Source organism: Chloroflexota bacterium, from assembly GCA_013152435.1.
Taxonomy (GTDB): domain Bacteria; phylum Chloroflexota; class Anaerolineae; order DUEN01; family DUEN01; genus DUEN01.
Window position 1 is genome coordinate 111,238 of record JAADGJ010000061.1, and the last position, 20,666, is coordinate 131,903.

General features: G+C 61.6%; 13 protein-coding genes and 1 pseudogene. All 14 read right to left on the reverse strand.

All coding sequences use genetic code 11. The annotated features are described in order from the left end of the window. Nucleotides 1-429: 429 nt before the first annotated feature. Nucleotides 430-5,844 (reverse strand): hypothetical protein, encoded by a 5,415-nt coding sequence (locus GXP39_08715; protein ID NOZ28117.1) that lies wholly within the window; start codon nt 5,842-5,844, stop codon nt 430-432. Nucleotides 5,845-6,050: 206 nt separating this feature from the next. After that, entirely contained in the window at nt 6,051-6,254 is a 204-nt protein-coding gene (locus tag GXP39_08720; GenBank protein NOZ28118.1) for a hypothetical protein, read from the reverse strand. A 274-nt stretch (nt 6,255-6,528) separates the two neighbouring features. Then, on the reverse strand, nt 6,529-7,794 hold the full coding sequence (locus GXP39_08725) for an MFS transporter (GenBank protein ID NOZ28119.1): 1,266 nt from the start codon (nt 7,792-7,794) through the stop codon (nt 6,529-6,531). A gap of 103 nt (nt 7,795-7,897) precedes the next feature. Beyond that, the gene (locus GXP39_08730) at nt 7,898-8,656 is read right to left on the reverse strand and encodes an SDR family oxidoreductase (GenBank protein NOZ28120.1); all 759 of its coding nucleotides are present in this window, start codon (nt 8,654-8,656) and stop codon (nt 7,898-7,900) included. A gap of 208 nt (nt 8,657-8,864) precedes the next feature. Next, nucleotides 8,865-9,449 carry a hypothetical protein gene (locus tag GXP39_08735; GenBank protein ID NOZ28121.1) on the reverse strand — a complete coding sequence of 195 codons (585 nt, stop codon included), beginning with the start codon at nt 9,447-9,449 and terminating at the stop codon, nt 8,865-8,867. Nucleotides 9,450-9,644: 195 nt separating this feature from the next. After that, complete coding sequence (locus GXP39_08740) at nt 9,645-10,205, reverse strand: hypothetical protein (GenBank protein NOZ28122.1); 561 nt, start codon at nt 10,203-10,205, stop codon at nt 9,645-9,647. A 22-nt stretch (nt 10,206-10,227) separates the two neighbouring features. Beyond that, entirely contained in the window at nt 10,228-11,505 is a 1,278-nt protein-coding gene (locus GXP39_08745; protein NOZ28123.1) for an MFS transporter, read from the reverse strand. Next, nucleotides 11,502-12,701, reverse strand: a complete 1,200-nt coding sequence (locus GXP39_08750; protein NOZ28124.1) for a hypothetical protein — start codon at nt 12,699-12,701, stop codon at nt 11,502-11,504. The genes GXP39_08745 and GXP39_08750 overlap by 4 nt, the downstream gene beginning before the upstream one ends. Nucleotides 12,702-12,811: 110 nt before the next feature. Continuing rightward, nucleotides 12,812-14,248 (reverse strand): DUF362 domain-containing protein, encoded by a 1,437-nt coding sequence (locus GXP39_08755; protein NOZ28125.1) that lies wholly within the window; start codon nt 14,246-14,248, stop codon nt 12,812-12,814. Between the two features lie 59 nt (nt 14,249-14,307). Beyond that, the gene (locus GXP39_08760; GenBank protein NOZ28126.1) at nt 14,308-15,504 is read right to left on the reverse strand and encodes a hypothetical protein; all 1,197 of its coding nucleotides are present in this window, start codon (nt 15,502-15,504) and stop codon (nt 14,308-14,310) included. Between the two features lie 995 nt (nt 15,505-16,499). Beyond that, nucleotides 16,500-16,601: pseudogene (locus GXP39_08765) on the reverse strand (PEP-CTERM sorting domain-containing protein). A gap of 1,274 nt (nt 16,602-17,875) precedes the next feature. Beyond that, on the reverse strand, nt 17,876-18,790 hold the full coding sequence (locus tag GXP39_08770; GenBank protein NOZ28127.1) for an ester cyclase: 915 nt from the start codon (nt 18,788-18,790) through the stop codon (nt 17,876-17,878). Between the two features lie 165 nt (nt 18,791-18,955). Further along, nucleotides 18,956-20,275 carry a hypothetical protein gene (locus GXP39_08775; protein NOZ28128.1) on the reverse strand — a complete coding sequence of 440 codons (1,320 nt, stop codon included), beginning with the start codon at nt 20,273-20,275 and terminating at the stop codon, nt 18,956-18,958. A 50-nt stretch (nt 20,276-20,325) separates the two neighbouring features. After that, complete coding sequence (locus GXP39_08780) at nt 20,326-20,562, reverse strand: hypothetical protein (GenBank protein NOZ28129.1); 237 nt, start codon at nt 20,560-20,562, stop codon at nt 20,326-20,328. Nucleotides 20,563-20,666 lie beyond the last annotated feature (104 nt).

The window sequence follows — 20,666 nt, forward strand, 5'->3', positions numbered from 1 at the left end:
TACACATCCAGCCTGTATTGCCCCGTGGAGTCAGTGACGGCATCCCGCAGCTTGGTGCCCCACACCATAGCGTCGTTGGAACAGTACAGGCTGACGGTCACCCCCTCGATGGGGGTGCTGTTTGGGGGCTCCACCCCGGTCTCGCCCTCGTACACCCGGCCGTAGAACGTATAGGCCTGGTCGGGCACGGCGGGGGCGTGTTGGAATCGGGAAGCTGCCGGGCTTTCCGTGCGCTCCAGCGCCTGCACCCAGTAGGGCAGGAGCACGAAGAGCCCCAACAGCAGGATCACCAAAAGCCAACCAACCCGGCGGTGCTTTCCGAGACGGCCCATGAGCATTTCCTCCTTCGGCTCCCCCGCCAGACATGCACGCGACGGCGATACGGCGCGTACGCCGCCGCAGATCACGCCCCGTGGAGGACAAGCCACACTAGGATGAACCCCTCAACAGGATGGGAAAGTAGAGACGTCCTCGCGACCGCCCGGTGCCTACCACCACGGTCACCGGATCGGCCGTTTGGCTCTCGTACGCGACGGTCCCGATGATCCTGTACGTGCCCTCCGGCAGACCCGACGTGTCCCAGACATCCTCGAAGGGGATCGTCCCGCCCGGCTCCAGATCGGAGATCTCGTGCCGGAACTCCCGGACGATCTCGTCGGACTCGTTCAGGACCCGGATCACGGCAACGCCGTCGAGCGCCACCGGCCCCGTGTTGGCGAACGTCATCGAGATCTGGATGGGATCGCCGACGCGGAAGCGCTCCGGCGTGGCCGTAAGGCGGGTGACCGCCCCGGAGGGAGCGCCCAGCGTGAACGTGCTGGTCCGCCTGTCCAGCGTGCGTCCCTCCGGATCCCGCAGCGTCACTTCCACATAGTAGACGCCCGGCGCCACGCCCTCGCTGCTCCAGCTCGTGGAGAAGGAGGCGGCCCCGGCCAGGTCCGCCAGCGTGCGCAGGAACAGCGAATCCACCAGCTCATCGCTGCCGTACCGCCGGATCACCGCGCCGACGACCACGTCCTGAACCCCCTCGGTCTGATCCAATCGTGTCTCAACGGTCACCGTTTCGCCTGGAGCGTATTCCTGCTTATCGGTCGTCAACTCCGCCACCGTCGCCGGGGAGACGGTGTAGGCGATGTCGAAGCCGTAGCGGCGATAGAACCGGACATCGGTCGTCAGGGGGTTATACTGGAAGGCGTACACGGTGATGTTCAGAGTGCTCGTGCCGTCCGGGTTCTCCATCACCTCCCAGGCGTAGTCCTTCCCGGGGAACCACCCCTCGACGGGGCCCGCATAGGTCTGCGGCTCGCACTGGCAGACGGTAGGAGTGATGGGCGTCATGGGAACGTTCAGGCCGGTATCCGTCACCAGCCCCGATCTCTCGGCCAGGCCCACGTCCTGGATCCGGTACCCCCGTGGATAGTCCACGGAGACGGTGTAGAAGGGCACCCGCAACTGGCCCGGCTCCAGCCATAGCTGGCCTCCGGGGATCTCGACATCGTCCAGACCCTCCCCGAAGGCATCCCGGTGCACCACGTAGTCGGGGACCTCGACCTCCAGGAACGAAGGTGGCTCCGCCTGCGCCGCCAGGGTGCGCTCCCCGCGGCTCGCGCTCCCGGCCGGCGAAATAACCCCGAACTTGGGATCGCCGTACAGGTTGTATTCCCACACCCAGAACCACCAGTCGCTCTTCACGTTCTTCCCGCCGCTGATCCAGGCATCTCGCTCCAGCTTGGTGAACGCTTCCCCCACCGATTCAGAGGCGCGCCAGTCCCGATAGAGCTTCTTAGCCGCCTCTCGATTCTCATACCCGTACGATTCTTGGGTGGAGCCGATGTAGATGGCCGCCCCGCTGGCCAGGAAGGATTCAGCGATGTTCTTCTCCTCTAGATATCCGGCGTCGTAGTTCCCCGTCAGACAGGACATGGCCAGGACGAAGGGGGTATGCTTGTTGAAATCGAGCGGGAACACAGAGTACGGATGGTTGGATGGTAGATGGGAATTGATGCCATCCGACCACTTGTTGATGTTGCCGTGACCGGACCAGAAGATGACGTCCTTGTTCCGTGTGAATCCCGGCAGCGCATCGTGAACCCGCTTGATCCAGTTCCAGGAGTCGAAGCAGGATACGCCCCCATTCGTCGCATACTGTGGACTGGCCACACACACCTCGTCCCTGTTCCCCCCGAAATTCCCCACATCGCCGGCCGCGATGCCATCGAACTTATGTAATGTACTGGGAATGCTGGGATTGCCCGCGATCCACTTGTTCTGATTCTCGTTCCACTCATAGACCATGATGCGACTGGAGACATCAGCCAGGAGGATCTGATCCTTAGCCGGCTGATTCCTTCCATACACGTTGCCGACGGCCAACCCGTCGCCCGGCTCCAGCTTGTTGCCATACTGGAACCATGACCACTTCCCCTTGTCCCTGCGCCGGACGTAGACCTTGTCCAGGCTGATGTCGGCGGTGATGATCTCCTCCTTGGAATCCCCCATCACATCGCCGACGGCGAGGCGATCGTATGCGTCGAAGGAGGCGCCGAGCGAATCCACGAGGACGACAACGAAATTGCCGGAGATCAGCTTCCGAATCTCCCAGGTGTGAATGGCGTCCGCGCTCGCATCCGCGTGAACGATCTGATCCGTCCCCTGCCCCAACACGTCGCCCGCCGCCAGCTCATCTCCGCTCGCGAAGTAGGCGTTGAACTCGAGGACCAGGGTTCCATCGGCCTTATAGACGGCGATCTTGCCCGTGCTGGCGTCGCCGATGATGATCTGCGCCTTGCTCCCGCCCGTCACGTTCCCCACCGCCAAGCGGTCGTCCTGGGCGAAGTCCCGCTGGAACGAGCCCGCCGCGGTCCCATTCGCCGTATAGATCGAGATCGTGTTCTGATCCATGTCCCCGATCACGATCTCCTCTTTGGCATCTCCCGTCACGTCCCCTATGGCGAAGCCGTCACGGGTCTCGTAGGTCCGGGAGAAGCTCGAGACCCGGAAATACTCGCCCCAGTGCATCTTCTGTACGGTGGCGTACTTGGGCGCCAGGATCTGCGCCACGTCGTTCACGTCCTTGACGAACGATCCGAACCCGGGGCCACTGATCAGCAACGCGTGATTCCGGTCGAACGCGTAGTTTGAGTCGTGCGCGTACACGCCGATGCTGGCCTTGATCGGCTTCGCCAGGACCGCGGCGCTGTCGCCGATGGTCCGGCCCACGATGAGGTCCGGGGCCGGGCTGCCGCCCGTGTCGGCGTAGGGATGATCGCTGTAATCGACCGGCAGCTTGCTCCTGAACCCGCTGCCCGACCACGCGGGGACGATCTCCGTCTCGCCGACGATCAGCAGATATCCGCTCATGGGCTGCGAGAACCGGGCGCTCATGCGCTTCGCCCAGGCGCCGCCGGGCTTGATCAGGCTCTTGAGGGTGGAGGCGTTGTAGACGTCCAGATATCCCAGCGCGCCCAGCTCGTAGACGGCCAGTTGCGCCATATCGGAGAGCAGATCATCCACCTCATTCGACAGGTAGTGGGAGAACAGCCGCGCCGGGTTGGTCACCAGCAGATAGTCCGCCGCCCCGGTGGCGTTTCGGTGGGCGACCGGGATCGCCTCGCCGTTGGTGGTCTGCAGGATTTTCAGGTTGAGCTCCTGGTAGTGCCGGATCCCGCCCGGCCCCTCATACCAGATCCGCACCGACTCGCCGATGGAGGGAGTGGGCGGATTGGGGTACATGAGCACCGGGACGACGCCGTAGCTGTACGCCCGTGAAGCCCCCTGGGGAAGGCTCGTATAGTCCTGGATCGCGCAGTCGGCGCGTTTGTTCGTCGAGCTGTAGCGGGCCTCGTACTTGATCAAGGTGGGGGTGGTGGTCTGACGGGAGATGGGCTGAAACGCCCGCATGTAGTCCTGGATATAGATGTTCTTCGCCGCCGCCGCCCCGACGTTCTTCACCGTCAGCGTCACGACGAGCCCGTTCCCCAGCCGGGTGGCCTTGTGTTCTGTGACGACCAGCTTGGGCTGAGGAGGGGGCGGGGGGTTCGACACGACCACGTCCACCGTGTCCACCCCGGTCTTGCCCTCCACATCCCAGACCTTGACGCCAACCCGATGGCTGCCGTTCGTCACCGAGGATGGATCCCAACGCCATTGCACGGTGGTGCGCCTCGTCTCACCGGGGATGGATGCCACCTGGACTTTGGTCCCGTCCACGTACAGGACGGCATCCGCCAGCCTGAGGTCATCCGTCAAAACCGCCGTGACCGTGATCTCGCCCGTCACAGTCGCGCCCTGATGGGGATAGGTGATCGTGACCTGGGGCGCCGTCCTATCCGTGATGTTGTCCACCCGGATCACGCGCTCATCGACGGCGGCCTTGCGAGCGAGGTCATACGCGCGCGCGGTGATCACATGGTCCCCGTTGATGTACTCCCTGCAGTCCAGAGGGAACTCATAGGGCGGGGAGTAGTCCGTGAAGGCCCGTTCCCCATCCAGGTAGAACTCCACCCGTTCCACCCCGCGGTCATCGGCGGCCTCGGCGGAGATGACCACACTCCCCCGACAGACGCCGGGATCCTGAAGGCGGACGAAGGGATCGGCGCCATCCGGCGGCGGCGCGGTCTGGAAGACCCCATCCCGGCTCTCCACCGCGTTCCCGCTGGGATCGGCGGATCGCACCCGGAAATGGTAGGTCGTCGCGGGGTCCAGCCCCGTCAAGACGACGCGATGCTCCCTGACGAAAGCGCCGTCCCCTTTCTCGAAGGGATACTCCTCGGCCGTCGGGCCGTATCGCACCCTGCTATCGCTATCCTCGTCGGTCTCCCAGAGGATGACGGCGGAATCCTGGGTGATTTCCTCCACGACGGGGCCGGACACGATCCGCGGGGGGACCGTATCGCACTTCCAGCTCTCCTCCCGGGTGTTGTTCGTCTCGTCGCTTTCCCGCACATCCCCGCCGTAGTCCGCCTGGGCCGCGATGTGGTCCTCCGGCGGGGTGCACTCCCACGCGATGTCGAAGCATCCCTGCCACCGCTCCCCCGGCTCCAAGTCCAGCTCCGCCGGCTGGCTCGCCCGATGCTCGCCATCGATGAATAGGGCGACCTCGTGCCCCTCGACGGCCACCGCGTCGCCGATGTTCCGCACCTGATAGCAGATGGCCCCGTCCTCATGCCACAAGTCGGTCACGATCAGGTCGGGTAGCTCCGAAGGCCCGACGGTCGGCGTGAAGGTCGGCGTGGGGATCGGAGTATCGGTCGGCTGCGTGCCGGTCGGCGTGACCGTGGGCGTCGCCGTGGAGGTTGGGGTAGGGGTGGCGGTGGATGTCGCGATGCCAGTGGGCGTCATGGTCGGCGTGGGGGTCCGGGTCGGCGTCCAGGAAGGAGTGGGCGTGGGTGATGAGGTGGGGGTAGGCGTTACGGTCGGGGTGTCCGTCGCCAGCCGCCGATCCCAGAACTTATCCTCGGTCAGCGTCTTGCCCGTCAGAGGGATCTCATATTCGATCCAGTTCTCGGTCCACACCGTCCCGTCGACGCTCCATGCGCCATCAGAGACGTAGCCATCCGGGTCCGTCTCCCGGATGTGGTAGAACTCGAAGTTGCCGTCGTCGTCGTACACAGTCAGGCTGTATCGACCATCGGCTCCCGTCACCGTGCTGCGGATCAGCGTCCCAGCGTTCGGATATGAGCCGTTCGAACCGTAAACGGAGACGACCACCCCCTCCAGGGGGGCGGCGTCCGGCGGTTCGGAGCCCACATCCCCTTCGTACACCCACCCTTGAAAGGTCCAGCTGGTCGTGAGCCTCTCCCGCGTGGGCACCACGCCGGAGTCGGCCTCGACCGTAGCGCTCATCCCCTCCAAGCCCAAGCCCCCCAACGCCAGGAGGGCACTCAGCGCAACGCCCGCAAGTACGGCTCTCAGGAGAAGATCCCTCATCCGCATCCTCGTCCCCCCAATCCCTTATATCGCAGCTTTCATCCCAAACGGTGGCAGACAGGGGACGCCCCATCCACCGTTCCCATGCAGCGATCACCGTCCCGATCCCGGGGTGGTGCTCTTCAGCCCGGCCCGGGCCAATGCGCCTCCCCCGCCTGTCGACGCAGGAAGTTCAGCAGATCCTCCAACGTGTCAAAGCTCCAGCGCTGGCCGGTCTGGATATGCTCCACCTCGCTACGCCAATCAGAGGGCGAGGCCACGACGTCTACATCGGCCTCACGCCAGATCCGAATCAGGAAGGATGCGTACTCAACAGGTGCAGGCACAGCGATACCACCCTATCTTGGTATGGATACGGTGACCGCTTCCCGGCCATTTCCACCGGAGGAGAGCCGCTGCCGAACAAGGCTCTCACCTCGTTGCCGAAGCATGGGAGTTCCACGGGAATTCGATCATCCCCCAAGGATCTTACCCTATCGGTGGCTACAAAGTGTCTACAAGCGGGCACCCCATCCCCCGAGGCGTACGAAAGCCCCGACACCTGTCCGTCGGGGCTCGGAGGCAACAGCCTTACTCAGGGCATGCGAACTTCGCCCGTTTTCAGGATCTCTCCTCACGCAGGGCGAGTTCCCCGCGCGGCACGCGAAAGTAGGCCCAGAATATGACGGCGCCCAGGGTGGAGAGCGCCATCCCGACGAGGAAGAGGCCGCGACAGCCGAGCATCGGCACGAGATACCCACCGCCGATCGCGGCCAGTGCGATCCCCATTCCTACCGCCAGATTTGTGGCGCCCGACATGGTCGCCCTCCAGTGCCTGGGGACGCTCTCCTGGGTGTATACGGTGAAGGCGGGGCGCCGGACGGCCATCCACGCCATAACCCCCATGAAGCCCAATCCGGCCCCCAACCAATGCGGGACCAGGGCCAACGGCAGTAAGAAGAGAGCGGAGCCCAGGGTTCCCAAGACCGTCGTAAAGCCATTGCCCCGCCGCGCTGCGATCAGAGGCATCACCAGCGCAGCGGGCACCCCCATCAGCCGCGCCACGCCCATCAAGGTCCCAATGCGGGCGGTAGACACGTGCAGCTCGGCGTCTAGATAGACATTGAAGAACGTGCGGGCGATTCCTTCGGCGACGACCTGTAGCATACCCACCAGCACGACCACGCTGACCAAGGCGACGGGGAAGGCATCCCTCTCGACGGGATCGGAGCGCTCCCTTCGCAGCCTGACGGGGCGCGTGGGAAGCATGGCCAGGATGCTCGGGATCATCAGCACGCCGGCCAGAGCCAGTGCATATCGAAAGGGAGCCGGATCGTCCAGCGATGTGTGCAGGGCCATCGCGAAGAGCCCGGGAGTGATCCCCGCGATGACGCTGCCGGAGAAGTTCGCGATAGGCGCCAGCGCCGCGCTCATGGAGAAGACGTGATTACGCTCCACGGGGGTCGTCGCGCTCATCAAAAACGGATTGGAGTTCACCCAGTATAGCGCCAGGCCCAGGCCAAGGGTCGTCCACGTCGCGATGAGCCACCCGAACTGCCAGGTCGCAGGCACATGCTGGGTGGCGGAGAACAGGATGGTTCCGGCCATCGCCACGAACAGGCCGGTCAGCATCATCCGACGGATGTCGAATCGCCCGCCGAGCCACCCGGCCACCGGGGCGAACAGCGCATAGGCGAGAGGGGCAACCCCGTTGATCAGGCCGATCGCCTTCGTGCCATAGTTCAGACGCAGCAGGTACAGATTGGCCAGCACGGTCACCATGCCGCCATAATTGACGACGGACACCAGCGCGGTGCTGAGCAGATAGAGCCGGGCGTCCCGGCTGAACAAGCTCAACGTATGCACATAGCGTTTGAGCGGGTTCACGCGTCGCTTCCTCATTCGTGAGTCACTGCACCGCTGCCGCTGTTTCCCCCGAAGGGGATGCATTGGAACCCCAGCATCTGGGAGACGCCGGGGTTCTTGTTCCTCACCCTATCCCGAACAGATCGATCGACTGGCCCGTCATCTCTCTGGGCGTGTCGCACAGCAGATAAACGACCGCGGCGGCCACGGACTCCGCGCTCATCATCGGCGGGAGTTCCCGGCCGGGGAGGAACGTCTCCAGGAACCGACGCTGGCCAGGGGTGTCCACCATGCCGGGGGACACGGCGTTCACCCGTATGCCATACGCCTTCGTCTGCAGCGCGGTCGTCTGGGTCAGCGAGATGACGGCGTGCTTCGCCGCCGGATAGGATCCCTCCACGGCCGTGGGCTCCCGGCCCAGCCGGGAGGCGATGTTCACGATGTCGCCCTGGCCTCGATCGATCATATGAGGGAGGACGGCCTTCATACAAAGGAAGACGCTTTTCAGATTCGACGCGATGATGCGATCCCAGGTGGCCTCCTCAGTCTCCCATATGCCCTTCGGCATTCGAAACGGGCCGGGGCGATCATACAGCTCATAGGGGATGCCCCCCGCGCTGTTGACCAGGATGTCGATATGCCCGAATTCATTGAGGGTTTGCTCCACGAGCTGCTCGACCTCCTGGGCCACGGTGACGTCGGCCGGGATCACCAGGGCTTTGCGCCCCAGGCCCCGGATCTCATCAGCTACGGCCTCGATCTCCGATCGCGTGCGGGCGGAGACGACCACGTCGGCACCTTCCCGCGCCAGGGCCAACGCGATGGCCCGGCCGATCCCCCGCCCGCCGCCCGTGACGATGGCGATCTTCCCCTCTAAGCGCATCGGTTCCTCCCCAGCCTCATGTGTAAGCTTCAAGGTGTAACGCCTCTGCCAAGTCATCGGGTTTGAGCGCGTGTTGAATCATTCACCACGAAGGCACAAAGACGTTAAGAACGGTTCGGACCTCTCCCTATCCCCCGGCCCCTTTCCCTCCCCGCAGCGGAGAGGGAAAGGGGTGCCGCCGGAGACAGCGGGGTAAGGGAGAGATCCATCATTCAATCCGCCATGACGTGCCCAGCATGCTCACACCGTCCGAGTAGCGGAAGTGGTCATTGGCGAAGAGGAGATCCGCATGGCGCTGGGCGGCTTCCACGCTGGGGAACTCCTCCACGCCGAACAACACCCATTGCTCATTGGACCAACCGCAAGCGCACACGATGATTTGCTTGCCTTCCACTTGTTCGAGGATTTGCGCCGCGCGTGCGCTATTGGCATTGCGTTCCTCCTGAGACAACGTGTACCATGCTTCGGGAAGCCTCATCATCCACACTTTGAACACGGAGTTCTCCATGGTGGAGCGAAGTGTTTGAGACGTGTCGTCCCGGGGCCATCGCACGCCCAGGATGCTGAAGCCCTCGGTAAAACGGTAGTGATCTTGGAAGAAGAGAATTTCGGCGTGTTTGTAGACAGCGTCGATGTCCGGGAACTCCTCTACTCCGGCCAGCGCCCATCGCTCGTTCGACCAGAGAGGGTTCAGCGTGACGATGGTCTTGCCGCCTACTCGTTGTAGCGCCTCCTGGCTTCGGGCGATGTAGCCTCCTGGGACATCCGGTACCAGGCCTCGGTCGGCCGGCACATCCAGAGCTTGTAGATCGGACCCACCATCTTCGCACCTCCTCATGATTTTTGGGAGCCTTGCGGTAGGAGCGACACATGTGTCGCCCTTACTCCCTCATAGGCACCTCCCCCGGTGAAATGACGGCTAAGCCACCATCCACGACCATTTGGATCACGAGGGTCTCGTCCTCTCGTGCCGACACCCCGTTATCTCCTACGCCTTGACTTTGGCCACGTCCCCGGTTATGGCCGAGATACTCCACATGAAAGCTGTCTGTGGCACGCGGATGCCGTATAACGTGATCTCGATGATCTCCAGAATGACGCCGCAGAACTCACGGGTGTCGAGGTGAGCGAACCGGGCCAGCCCGCCGCCGGCCGTCTTGAACCGGCCGGACATGAGCGCCTGGATACCCAATCGCTCCATCGTCCTCAGCTTCTCGTCGAAGTCGGAGACGATGAAGCCCAGGTGGTGCAGCCCATCCCCGTGCTCACGAAGGAACGGCGCGTAGTAGGGGTGATCCTCCCCTTTGGGCTCGATGAGCTCGATCTGCGTCCTGCCAGAGAAGGCGATGACCAGACGCTCGTCGCAGTCCGTCTCCTCGCCCTTGTACTGGTGTCGCTTCTCGGCATACCTCGGCTCATACCACGTATCCACGTTGAAAAACGCGGAGTAGTACGGGAGCGCCCGTTCGATGCTTTCGACCACAAACCCGATTTGCCCGACCTTCGGCATACCCAACGCTTTGATGACGCCCAAATCGATAGCGCTCATGTTCACCTCCCCCTGCTTGGGCCTAGGGTTCCGGCTTCTCGAGAGAGCCCGGGCCAGAATGACCGGAATGCCGCATCACGAGGGCCATGATGCCCGATACCGCGGCGAGCACGACCGCGCCGCCCAATAGCGCCCTCACGCCGAAACGATCCACCGCCAGGCCACCCCATAACATACCGATAGGGAAGCCCACATTAAAGACCGTAGACGTGATCGCCTGCAGCCGAGCCTGATGCGCGGCATCGGCCACGGCACGCACCCGGCTCGTGTTCCAAACCGCCTGAACGAAAACCACGAAGCCGATCGTCGCCAGCGGCAGGAGCGACGCATACTCGATCGGCAGCAGGGCGAACGCAGCCAAGGCCGCCGACGCGACGAGCCCCAGGATCGCATACCGATACGTGGCGTTCCCCCCGTCACGCCGCGCCCCGGCGAAGGCCGCGCCCAGGAAGGCTCCCAACCCGGCCGAGGCCATCAACACCCCGTAATCGACCACGGACCCTTCCGCCGCGTGCACAATGGCGGCCGACAGCCCGATGGCGGGGCTGATCGCCGCCAGGATGAGGACCGTGAACAGGAGCGGATGCAGGAGCCTCGGCTCGCGCATCAGATAGCGGAATCCCTCGGCCAGATCCGATAGCACCCGCCTCATGTCCAGGCCCATAGGAGTTGGATCTGACTGCGATCGCAACCCTCGCAGACTCCAGAGGGCGAGGGCGGCCAACAGATAGGTACCCGAGTTCAGCGTGAAGGCGATGGACAATCCCAGGGTGCCGAGCAGGACGCCTCCCGCACCGCTCACCAACACGGCAACCGCCATCTCCGTCATGGAATTGATCGCCACCGCGGAGCGCACCTCGGGGAGGGGCACGGACTCGGTGAGGACGACCTTGTAGGAGGGCCGGGAGATGACCCAGATGAAGCTGTTCAGGACCACCCAGGCGTAGATGTGCCACACGGTGACCCGGCCGAGCAGGACCAAGGCGGCGACGCCCGCGGTCAGCGCGGCGCCGGCCAGTTGTCCGGCGATGAGCAGCCGACGGCGGTCGAGCGCGTCGGCGATGACGCCGCCGATGGGCATGAGCAGCAGCGGCAGCGAACCCAGCGCCCGAATCCCGCCCACGGCTAACGCCGAGCTGGTCACCGTTGCCACCAGCCAGGATTGGGCCAGATCCTGCAGGCGATCTCCGGCGTAGGAGGTGCCCATGCTCAGCCACAGACGGCGGAACATCGCCCGGCGGATGGGGGCCGGCAGGATCGCACCCAGCCGGGCGGCCACCGCCCTAGTCGACCCGATCATCTCTCCTCTCTTGAATCGCCGCCTCCCTTTCGCCACCCCTCCCACGGCCGTTGATCAATCAGCCCTCGCGCCTCGTCCAGCAGGGAAAGGAAGACACGTCGCTGCTCAGCCCACTGATCCAATAGCACCTCAATCGAGACGGCAAACGTATCCTGAGCATCACCGCGATCCACCTCTCCCAACAACGCCGCCAGGACTTCCCCAACAGCGCCTAGATGATATCGGAGAACGCCTGCCGCATATCCCAGGCGGGCCAGCCGTGGGTCGCCATGCCAGCCGACATCCCGCAAGCCTTCGAGATATCCCTCGAAGGCTACCTGATCCAGATCGGACAGCTCCGCCAGATCCACCTCGAAGAAGACCAAGGTCCCGATGATGAGCGGGACCAACTCCGCGCCCAAAGGCCCACACCCCGTATAGGACCAATCGACGATCACCGTCTGCATCGCTCCATCGGGAGTTTGTCTGGCGAAGAGATTGCGACGAAACGCGTCGTACTGGCAGACTGTCTGCGGCAGACGGTCCAGGGCTTCCAGAAACACCTCCCGCTCTGCCCAGGTTTGGAAAAGCTGCTCACTGGCATCGCCAGGAAGCCAGCGGCTCACGAGGGGATGGTCCAGAACATCGCGTAGCTGCTCGATAGCCTGAGCGGAAGACTCTACGTGTTTGCGAATCCCATTCCGGCTCAGCCAGGGATATGCAGGCATGGGCTCGCCGGTGAGGTAGGCGCCGTTGAACTGGCCCAGATGCCGAGCAACGACGCCGTAGTGCTCTAGCGGCCACTTCCGGCCGATGTCGTCCTTCACCTCCTCCAGCCATAGCCAGCAAGAGCCGTCGGGCCGCTCCTCCACGCCATAACATCGCGGCGCGGCGATGTTGCCGGGCAGCTCGTCCAGCCATCCGGAGCGATATGCCTCGATCTCTCGCTTCCAGTAGAACCAATGCGTGGGATCGTCCTGGCCGGAGATGGGATAGAGCGCTTTGAGGATCAGCGACCAGGGGATGGTCTGGCCATTATCCTGCGCCTGACCCGTGAGGCGATAAACAGCCGTCCCTAAGCCGACGCCGCTGCTCACCCTCTCCTGCTGCCAGTCGATGACGGTAGCTGTTGGGCTATTCAGGGCCCGTCGCACGATCGGGGTCAGTTTCGGGGCGTCGAGGCCGTCCAGTCGCATATCCGGATTTCGTTGCTCCATAGGTCACCTCCGAAGTCTCGAGGTGACCAGCGCCTTAACGACGCCGATCACCCAGCACGTAGCAAGACCTGACGGGGACAACCCGTAGGCCGTCCCCGCTCCAGCAACGCTTATGCGAGAGATCGTCGGCGCAGGAATCTGGCTACCTTGGATATGGTCCAGTGATAGCTGAAAGCGGGAGCGATTGAGGGATGCAGGTAGGGATTGACGACTTTCCCCAGTTGGGAGATGTACAGGGCGTTTTCTGCGACGGATACCGGGCATCCTCGCACGCGAATGAACGGTCGGCCTCGGTGGCGGATCAGGTTGGCGACTACCCCCATCATTTTGCTGACCACATCCCCACTGGTCGCCTCCTGAGGGTTTATCTGCTCTCGTGGGATATATAGAGGAGAGATTTCGATCTGTTGATCGTGTATCCGCCCACGCCAGCGGGTGCAGTCCCCCACGAACAAGATCGGCTCCCCCGGCCGGGCGTCGATATCGCCCTGATAGGCACCGATCACGATGTGCATGGGACGAACCGCCCGGTACACATCGGGCTGGAAGGATTCGATGACCTGCATGGCCTCAAAGAGCGAACCCGGGCATCCCCCCCAACAGTAGTCATACGTGTCCGGGGGCGAGCCGATGTAGACGATGATCCGGCTCTTTTTATCCCGGAAGACCTGGTCCACCCGCTCCAGGGTCAATAGCAGATTGGCCGCGCGCTTCTTGGCCTCCTCCAGGCTCACGTCACCTGTGATCTCGATGTCCCTCAGATCGATTGGACCATACCCGCGCTCGGCCGTGATGCGGATGTGGTCCACCTCCCGGGGATCCAGGCCGAGGATATGGGTGCAGACCACATCCACGGCCACGGGATTCACGCCCATCACGATGAGGTGCAGAGGATAAGGGGTAGGGGTAAGCATGGTGCGTTCCCCCGCTATGATGCCATCGATGGCGATGAACCCGGGCGATATGACCTCCTGCAGGTCGGCGATCTTGGTGTGCAGCATGTGGTCATGGTCGATGAGCCGATGGGCGTCATCCTGGATGCCGATGTAATTCTTGAGCGCGAGGGTGACCTTGGTCCATGGATGGGCTTTGAACTTGGGCGCGTTCACCAGGAAGTCGCATCGGGCGATCCCCTCGGGGACGAAGATCACGTCCCGCAGGGCGGCGGGATGTTCAAGCCGGACCGGCACCTGTTTCCCCTCGTCGAAGTAGTCCGCCTTTACGCCGTGTTTGCGGAGCACCCTGGGGTAGCCGGCCATGGCGAATGTGTAGCGGGTAGGGACGGTGATGCCGCTTCGCTCGCCGACGCACAGCTCGCTGATGCGCTCGCCGCGCTCTCGAAGCGCCGTCAGCAGCCCATCCAGGAATTCCGGCCGGGTGAAGGCATGCGCAAAGAACCGCCTGTGGGCCATCACCACGTTGGGTTTGACCAGCGTGCGCCCGTATGGCCGGATCCCCAGCTCGTCCATCCCTTCGCCGATGATCCGGGCGATGCGGGCCGGGTCGTAAGTATCACAGTGACGGAGGATAACTTTAGGGCGACTCATGGCAAAGCCCCTCACCTTTTTGCTTCCGTGAGTCGTTTCCACAGCGGCCCGGATAGACTCTACAGCAGTTGGCTGATCAGTTGCGCGGCCCGTCGTGCGCCATTGGTGCGGATGGGCGGCCAGGCGGCCTCCCCGCCGATATTCTCGACCACAGCCCACGCCAGGGATTCCGGTGTCATCCTAGAGAAGGACATACGGACGCCGGCCCGGTGTCGAGCCAGCCGGCCAGCCACGTGGACCTGCTGCTCGAAGTGCTCCTCGACCGGGAAGTAGAGGAACGGCCGACGTAACGCGGTAAGCTCCAGTGTGGTGGTACCGCCACATTGCGTGATAGCCAGATCACAGGCTGCCAGATGTTCGTACAGCCGGGGGACGTAGCCGCGTACCTCCACGCCATCAGGCACATCCAGCTCCTCCGGTGATAGGCGTGGGCCGCAGACCAGGATCATCCGCAAATCCGGAACCTGTCGCTTGATGATTGGATAGGCACGGCCGCATAGCTCCAGCAGGGGTTTGCCCACTCGGGTACCACCGATGGTACAGATGACCAGGGACTCGCTCCCATACCCAAGCTCCGTTCGGACCAGGGCCCTGTCGGTGTAGTTCGCCGGATCGAAAGGCAGAACGTACCCTACGAATTTACAGACGCTGGCGACCTCGCGGCGTCGCGGCAGGAAGGGGCCAAGGCCGCAATCAGGCACGTCTTCAAACTCGCCGACGAAAAGGGCCATCCGCCGTTCATGGGAATAGCCTTGCGGCAATTTGGCCCACTCACGATTCCACATGAAGACACCCAACCGCTCCATGGGGCTCCAGGACATAGCGTCGTTGCCGATGAAGTCGTAGATCATGACAAAAGCGGCGTCCGTCTTCACCTGCCCGTTGACCACGGCCATGGACACCTCATAGGCCTCATCGGCGATGATCACATCGTAGTCGTCCTTGCTGACAACCCGACTGAACGTCGCAACGTTTTTCTCCCATTCTCCCATGGCGGTGGAAAGGTACTTGATGAGGTTCAATCGGAAGCCCTGAGCGGCGTTTTCGGCGGGAATGTTATCATCGGCATACTCCGCCGCCTCGGGGAGCAGGTTTTCGCCTGCTTCCTGGAGGACTATGCTGGCCGGGTGGGCGGCCAACCAGTCAATCACCACATCAGGATTCTGCCGGCGCAATTCATTGGCGATGGCCAGATCTCGCACGACGTGTCCCAACCCCAACGATCCGCTGATGTAGAGGATTTTCTTTACTGGCATGCCTTCCCCTCCACGCAAGTCAACGCATTCCGAGCAGAGAGCCTGGGAACTGCATGTTCTTGTTTTCTGGCCCTCACCCCGGTGGCTACACCACCGAAAGTGAGGGCCTACACGTCAACAGATCTTCGCCAATGGCCACCAGACCTCTTCGGCCCGGTGAACATGTGTGTCGCGGATCACACCCGGCTTTCCTGGACTCCAGCCACCAATGGCGATGGTGGTACACCGTCTTCCATGTCCCGTCCTGATTGACAACCACAGCCGTGTAACGCCAGATTCCACTCCGTGTCCCAACACCCGGATGAGCCACTGATCGGTGAGATACATGGTGACCACAATGGCATCTTTCCCGGTAAACCCACGAGCAGTGAACCCATGTCCTCAGCCTACGGGCCATGGATGAGTGGGCCACTATGGGATGATCACAGGGATAATCAAATGGGACACTTATAGCTTATCACCCACACCTGACTTACCTGGTGTCAGCTATCGCCTCGCCTCACCACTTCCCGTTAGAGACAGGAGAGCTGGGGGCTGAGAGGAGTCAGCCCCCAGGCCCCGGGACTACTGTTCGGCTTCGTTCCGTTTCATTGACACCTCTGGAGTCCCGTTTGCGCTCCCTTGGCAACGCTCCAATACCATCCTCTTGGATCCCATGCATATGCACACGAGTATTCCTTTATAACTGTTTCATAGGCTATCACTGCCTCCACGCAGTTACCCTGCTTTCTCAGGATCTCACCTCGCATAAACCAAGCCGTACCGACATCATTGAGCGCCCAATACTCTTTCCAAAACGCATCTACTTCTTCCTCGTTGTCTGGCTTTGGCGTATAGTCACAATTGTCGATTTGCTTTTGAGCCTGTTGTTGCTTTGCCTCATCAGACCATTGGAGGACGATTTCATCTATACATACAAGCGCTCCTTTATAATCTCCAACGTCATATCGCTTAAACATTTCCACGATTCCCTCAGCAGAGCTACCGACCTCACACGACGGAGGCGGTGTAGGAGAGAGCGTCGCAGTAGGTGTCCTAGTCGGCGTTGAAGTTGCTGTTGGTGTATTAGTGGGCGTGGGCGTAGGCGTTGGTCTCGGTATTATCTCCAATAGGATGGATTGGGTTACCTGTTGTCCATGCTTATCGATCACAGTGACCGTCACCGAGTCAGGACCAGGTTCACTGGGAGCCATGTACATCACGGATAACTTATCATCCGGATCAACACTACCACGTCTCGCCTCCCATTTGTATTCCAATGGTGCATCTCCTTTGGCTTCCACCGCGAGAGTGGTACGACCACCTGCGAAGATTTTAGTGATGGAGGCTATGACTACCACATCCGTACTCTGACCAAGGCTAATTTCGCTTACAGTGAGAGGGGGAGGCGGAGTAGACTGTGCACATGCCCCAACCAGAGCGATTACGAAACTGAAGAGTGTTCCTAAAGTGGCTAGAGGTGAGATTCGGTGTAATCTAGACATTGTCTCCCTCCTTAATCGGGTATTTCGAACTGCGCGTTGATGTCTTTTACATGGGTCGAGACCAACGAGACCTTCTTCCTTAGTAGCTGTTAGTAGCTGTTCCGGATAACTTTAATGTGTAGAGCACCATGTACTTCCCGGGTTTTACACCTGGATTGGACTTTCACAGAGAGAATGTCGATCGTTTGCCAAGATGAGATTTGATAGTATCCCTCACACTCTCGCCCAGACAGCCATCCTCCATCTCCTAATGTAGACCAACTGCATATCCATCCATTCGAATTCGCAATAACAGCCCCAACCCTAACTTTGTCACTCGCCTTAAGCTCAACTGTACTGCCTGGCTTGTAGATGTGCGAGGTCTTTGAATATTCCACTCGGAATCCCTCAAGAACCGGACTCCGTTCAATAACTGTGATGGGAAACACCGGACTCAGTACAATGGCAATGGCACCTACGGAAAGTATGAAGCTTCCCCACAAACTTATTGTGCCCAATCTCCATGGATGGAGCGCATCGAATATTGAGACAACTAGGATAAGCAACCGTGTTCGGAAATCCTTTGTCATTGCCTTGTCAATGTCCAATGTGCGCGTGATGACCTCGCATAGATAACGCCATGCCAGGTGGCCAGACAGTAGAGCCATCACGGCCAACAATGGAGCTACAATCGTCACGGGACGACAGGGAAAGCTGGACTGGATGCGATATCTCCCCAGAATGCCTAACACAGCGAGGATCATGATATTGAAGAGAAGCTGGACATGTAGCGGAGGGCCTGTTGATCTTGAGCAAGGCCGCATGTTTGTGTCTCCTTACATACCAACTGGAGCCGACTTCTCTCAAGGTTAGCGTCTTGTCAAGTGATCAAATTACGCATGGTGCCCTCAAGCCTCAGGGTTACTGCCGCCTTGTCCTGCAGCGGGAATGGCGCCAATCTGTTGCAGCAGCCCCAGCGTATCCCACGACCACCACGTTTCTACGATTTGGCCATCAGCTATGCGGAAGATGGCGACCCCAGACCACTTCACCTTTTTCCCCGTTGGCGGGGTGCCCATCAGCTCACCCTGGTGCGTCGCCGTCGCCGTCCAGTGAAGCGCAACCTTATCCCCTTCGGCAATCAGGTGATTGGGCGAGGAATGAAGGTCTGGGAAGGCCACTACATAGATCCTGATCGCCTGCTTGCGGCCTTCGCGTCCCGGAAGGGTTTGCCCCGTGATCGGCTCATGGGTAACCACGTCAGCGTGCATGATCTCGTCCAGCACATCCAGCCTCTGCTGGTTCCAGGCCTCCTCTACATAACGTGTGACGATGGCTTTGTTGCTTTCCGGATCACCGGGATCGCCTGTGACCTTCGATGGCTCGCCCCAGGAGAAATCAGTGCGGCCCCTGGCCGGCGCCGCTCCCAATTGCTGGAGCAAACCGAAGGCGTCCCAGTACCCCCATTCTTCTACAGCCTTCCCGTTCACAATGTGCGAGAAGACGATCCCCATCCCGGCGATGAGCTTCCCTGTGGGCGGGATCCCCATGAGTTCACCCTGATGTGTCCCAGAGGACGTCCAGCGGGTCGCCAGCAGGTCGCCTTCGCCAACCTGATCGTCAATGGTGAAGCGAAGATCCTGGAGGGCGCCGCGGTACAGGTTGAGGAATTGCTTGTACGCCTCGATGCCACGGAAGTCGCCCGCCACGTCGTGCATGACGTAGTCAGGAGCGATGAGCTCCTCCAGGATGCTCAAGTCGCCTGTGCTCCACATATCCAACAATCCCCGGCGCAAGAGTGCCTTGTTCTGCTCTACAGACATCTCGTTCGCCTCCTTCGTGTTCAGACCAACGTTTGAGGGGCGACGCATTTTCGAAGTGCATCGCCCCTCAACTGGGCGCAGCCTATTGCCCACTCTCGGACGTCGGCACCAGCCCAAGCTGCTGCAGGATCGTCAGGCCGTCGTAATAAACGTGCAGGTATGTCATCAGGCCATCCTCGTTGAAGTGGGCCCGCCTCGGACGTTCACGGGTCTACCCGTGGGCGGTACACCGAAGTACGGCCCGGTGTTGGTGCCCGTCCACACGACCTCGGCCAATACCCAGCCGTTCCCCAGATCGATGCGCCGTGTGACCTTGCCGTAATCATCCGGCACGCCCTGGAAGTACAGCTCCGTTGCGGCCACCACGCCCGCTCGATCCACGGGGCCGAGCGGGGCGAGGAAGACGTCTATATCCGGATGGAGCATCTTTGACCACGCGACCAGATCGTGCCTATTCCACCGGGCATTCGCCTCGATGTCCGCCTGTAAGGGGGATAGCCCCGTCGGCTCCGGATCGGGGAGTTCAAAGGAGGGCTTCAACTCTGGCAACTCCGGCTCCGGCATGGCGCCGAGCTGGATCAAGATGCGAGATATGTCGATGTAGGTGGTCAGCCGCTTGATCTTGTCCCCTTCGTACTCGAAGATGTCGATGTGAGGCGTCGGGAATTTCTTCCCAGTAGGCGGAATCCCCATCCACTCGGCCTGATGGGTGCCCTCGACAGGGTGCTCCAGGACGCGGATGTTGCCGACCAGGAACTCGCGTCCGGGGAGACTGCTGAAATCCGGGAAGCTCTGGAATACCGATGCGAAGAACTTCCCGATCTCCTTCTTCGGGAGAGGAGTTGGCACGGGCACATAGTCGTACACCGCATCCTCCGCGAAGTACGAAAGCATCCGATCCACATCATGGGCGTTGAGCGCTTCTTCGAACCCCTGGTGAACCTGGTTCAGCACGGCCGCTGGCATGGGAACGACGCCAAGCTGCTGCAACAGGCTCAAGGCGCTCCAATTGGTCCACTCCTCCGCGATCTTGCCATCGGCGATGCGGAAGATACTGATCCCCGTGGTCCTCGCCCGTTTGCCGGTAGGGGGGATCCCCATGAGCTCGCCCTGATGTGTGGCGGTGCATGACCATCGCTCAACGACCTTATCCCCCTTGGCGATCAACTCCTCGATGGTGAAATGGAGGTCTGGAAAAGCGGTGCGGTACATGATCGCGAATTGGTCGTAGGCATCGCGGCCGCGGATGGGCGGGTTAGTTTGCTCGTGAAAAGTATAGTCGGGGGCATGGATCTCCTTGGCCACCTCCAGCCTGCCCTGGTTCCAGTATTCCTCCACATGGCGGCGCACGATCTCCTTGTTCACCTCCGTCTGCGGGATGGGCGTAGGCTCAGGGGGCACGAAGAGTGGGTACGCCTGACAGGCGCTCAAGAGAAGTGTCAACAACAGACCAACAACCATGGGTGATCGGCTAACGCGTCGCATGGTTCCTCCTCCTTCGCTTATCAAGATTTCCGACACGCGTTGGCGTCCCTCTACCCCGGGTCCTCCTCCTCCTTCTCGTGATTTGGTGCGGGCGACACGCCGACCTGTTCTCGCAAGAAGGCGAATAACGCCTCCAAGCTGGCAAAGCCCCTACGCTCGCCAGTATGGGGGTCCTCGACGGACGCCCGCCATTCTCCGCCCTCGCCTTCACCTGCCCGCCACAGGCGCAGCAGATAGGCGATATAGCCCGATCGCTCATCCGCCCTGCCGGCTTCCGTTCTGCGCATATTCACCTCCGCTCCGGACGCGGACACCTGATTTATGACACAGGAGTATCAGTACACTATCAGCCGAGTATCAGGAGGGGCCAGGCCATTCGATGGGAGATGAG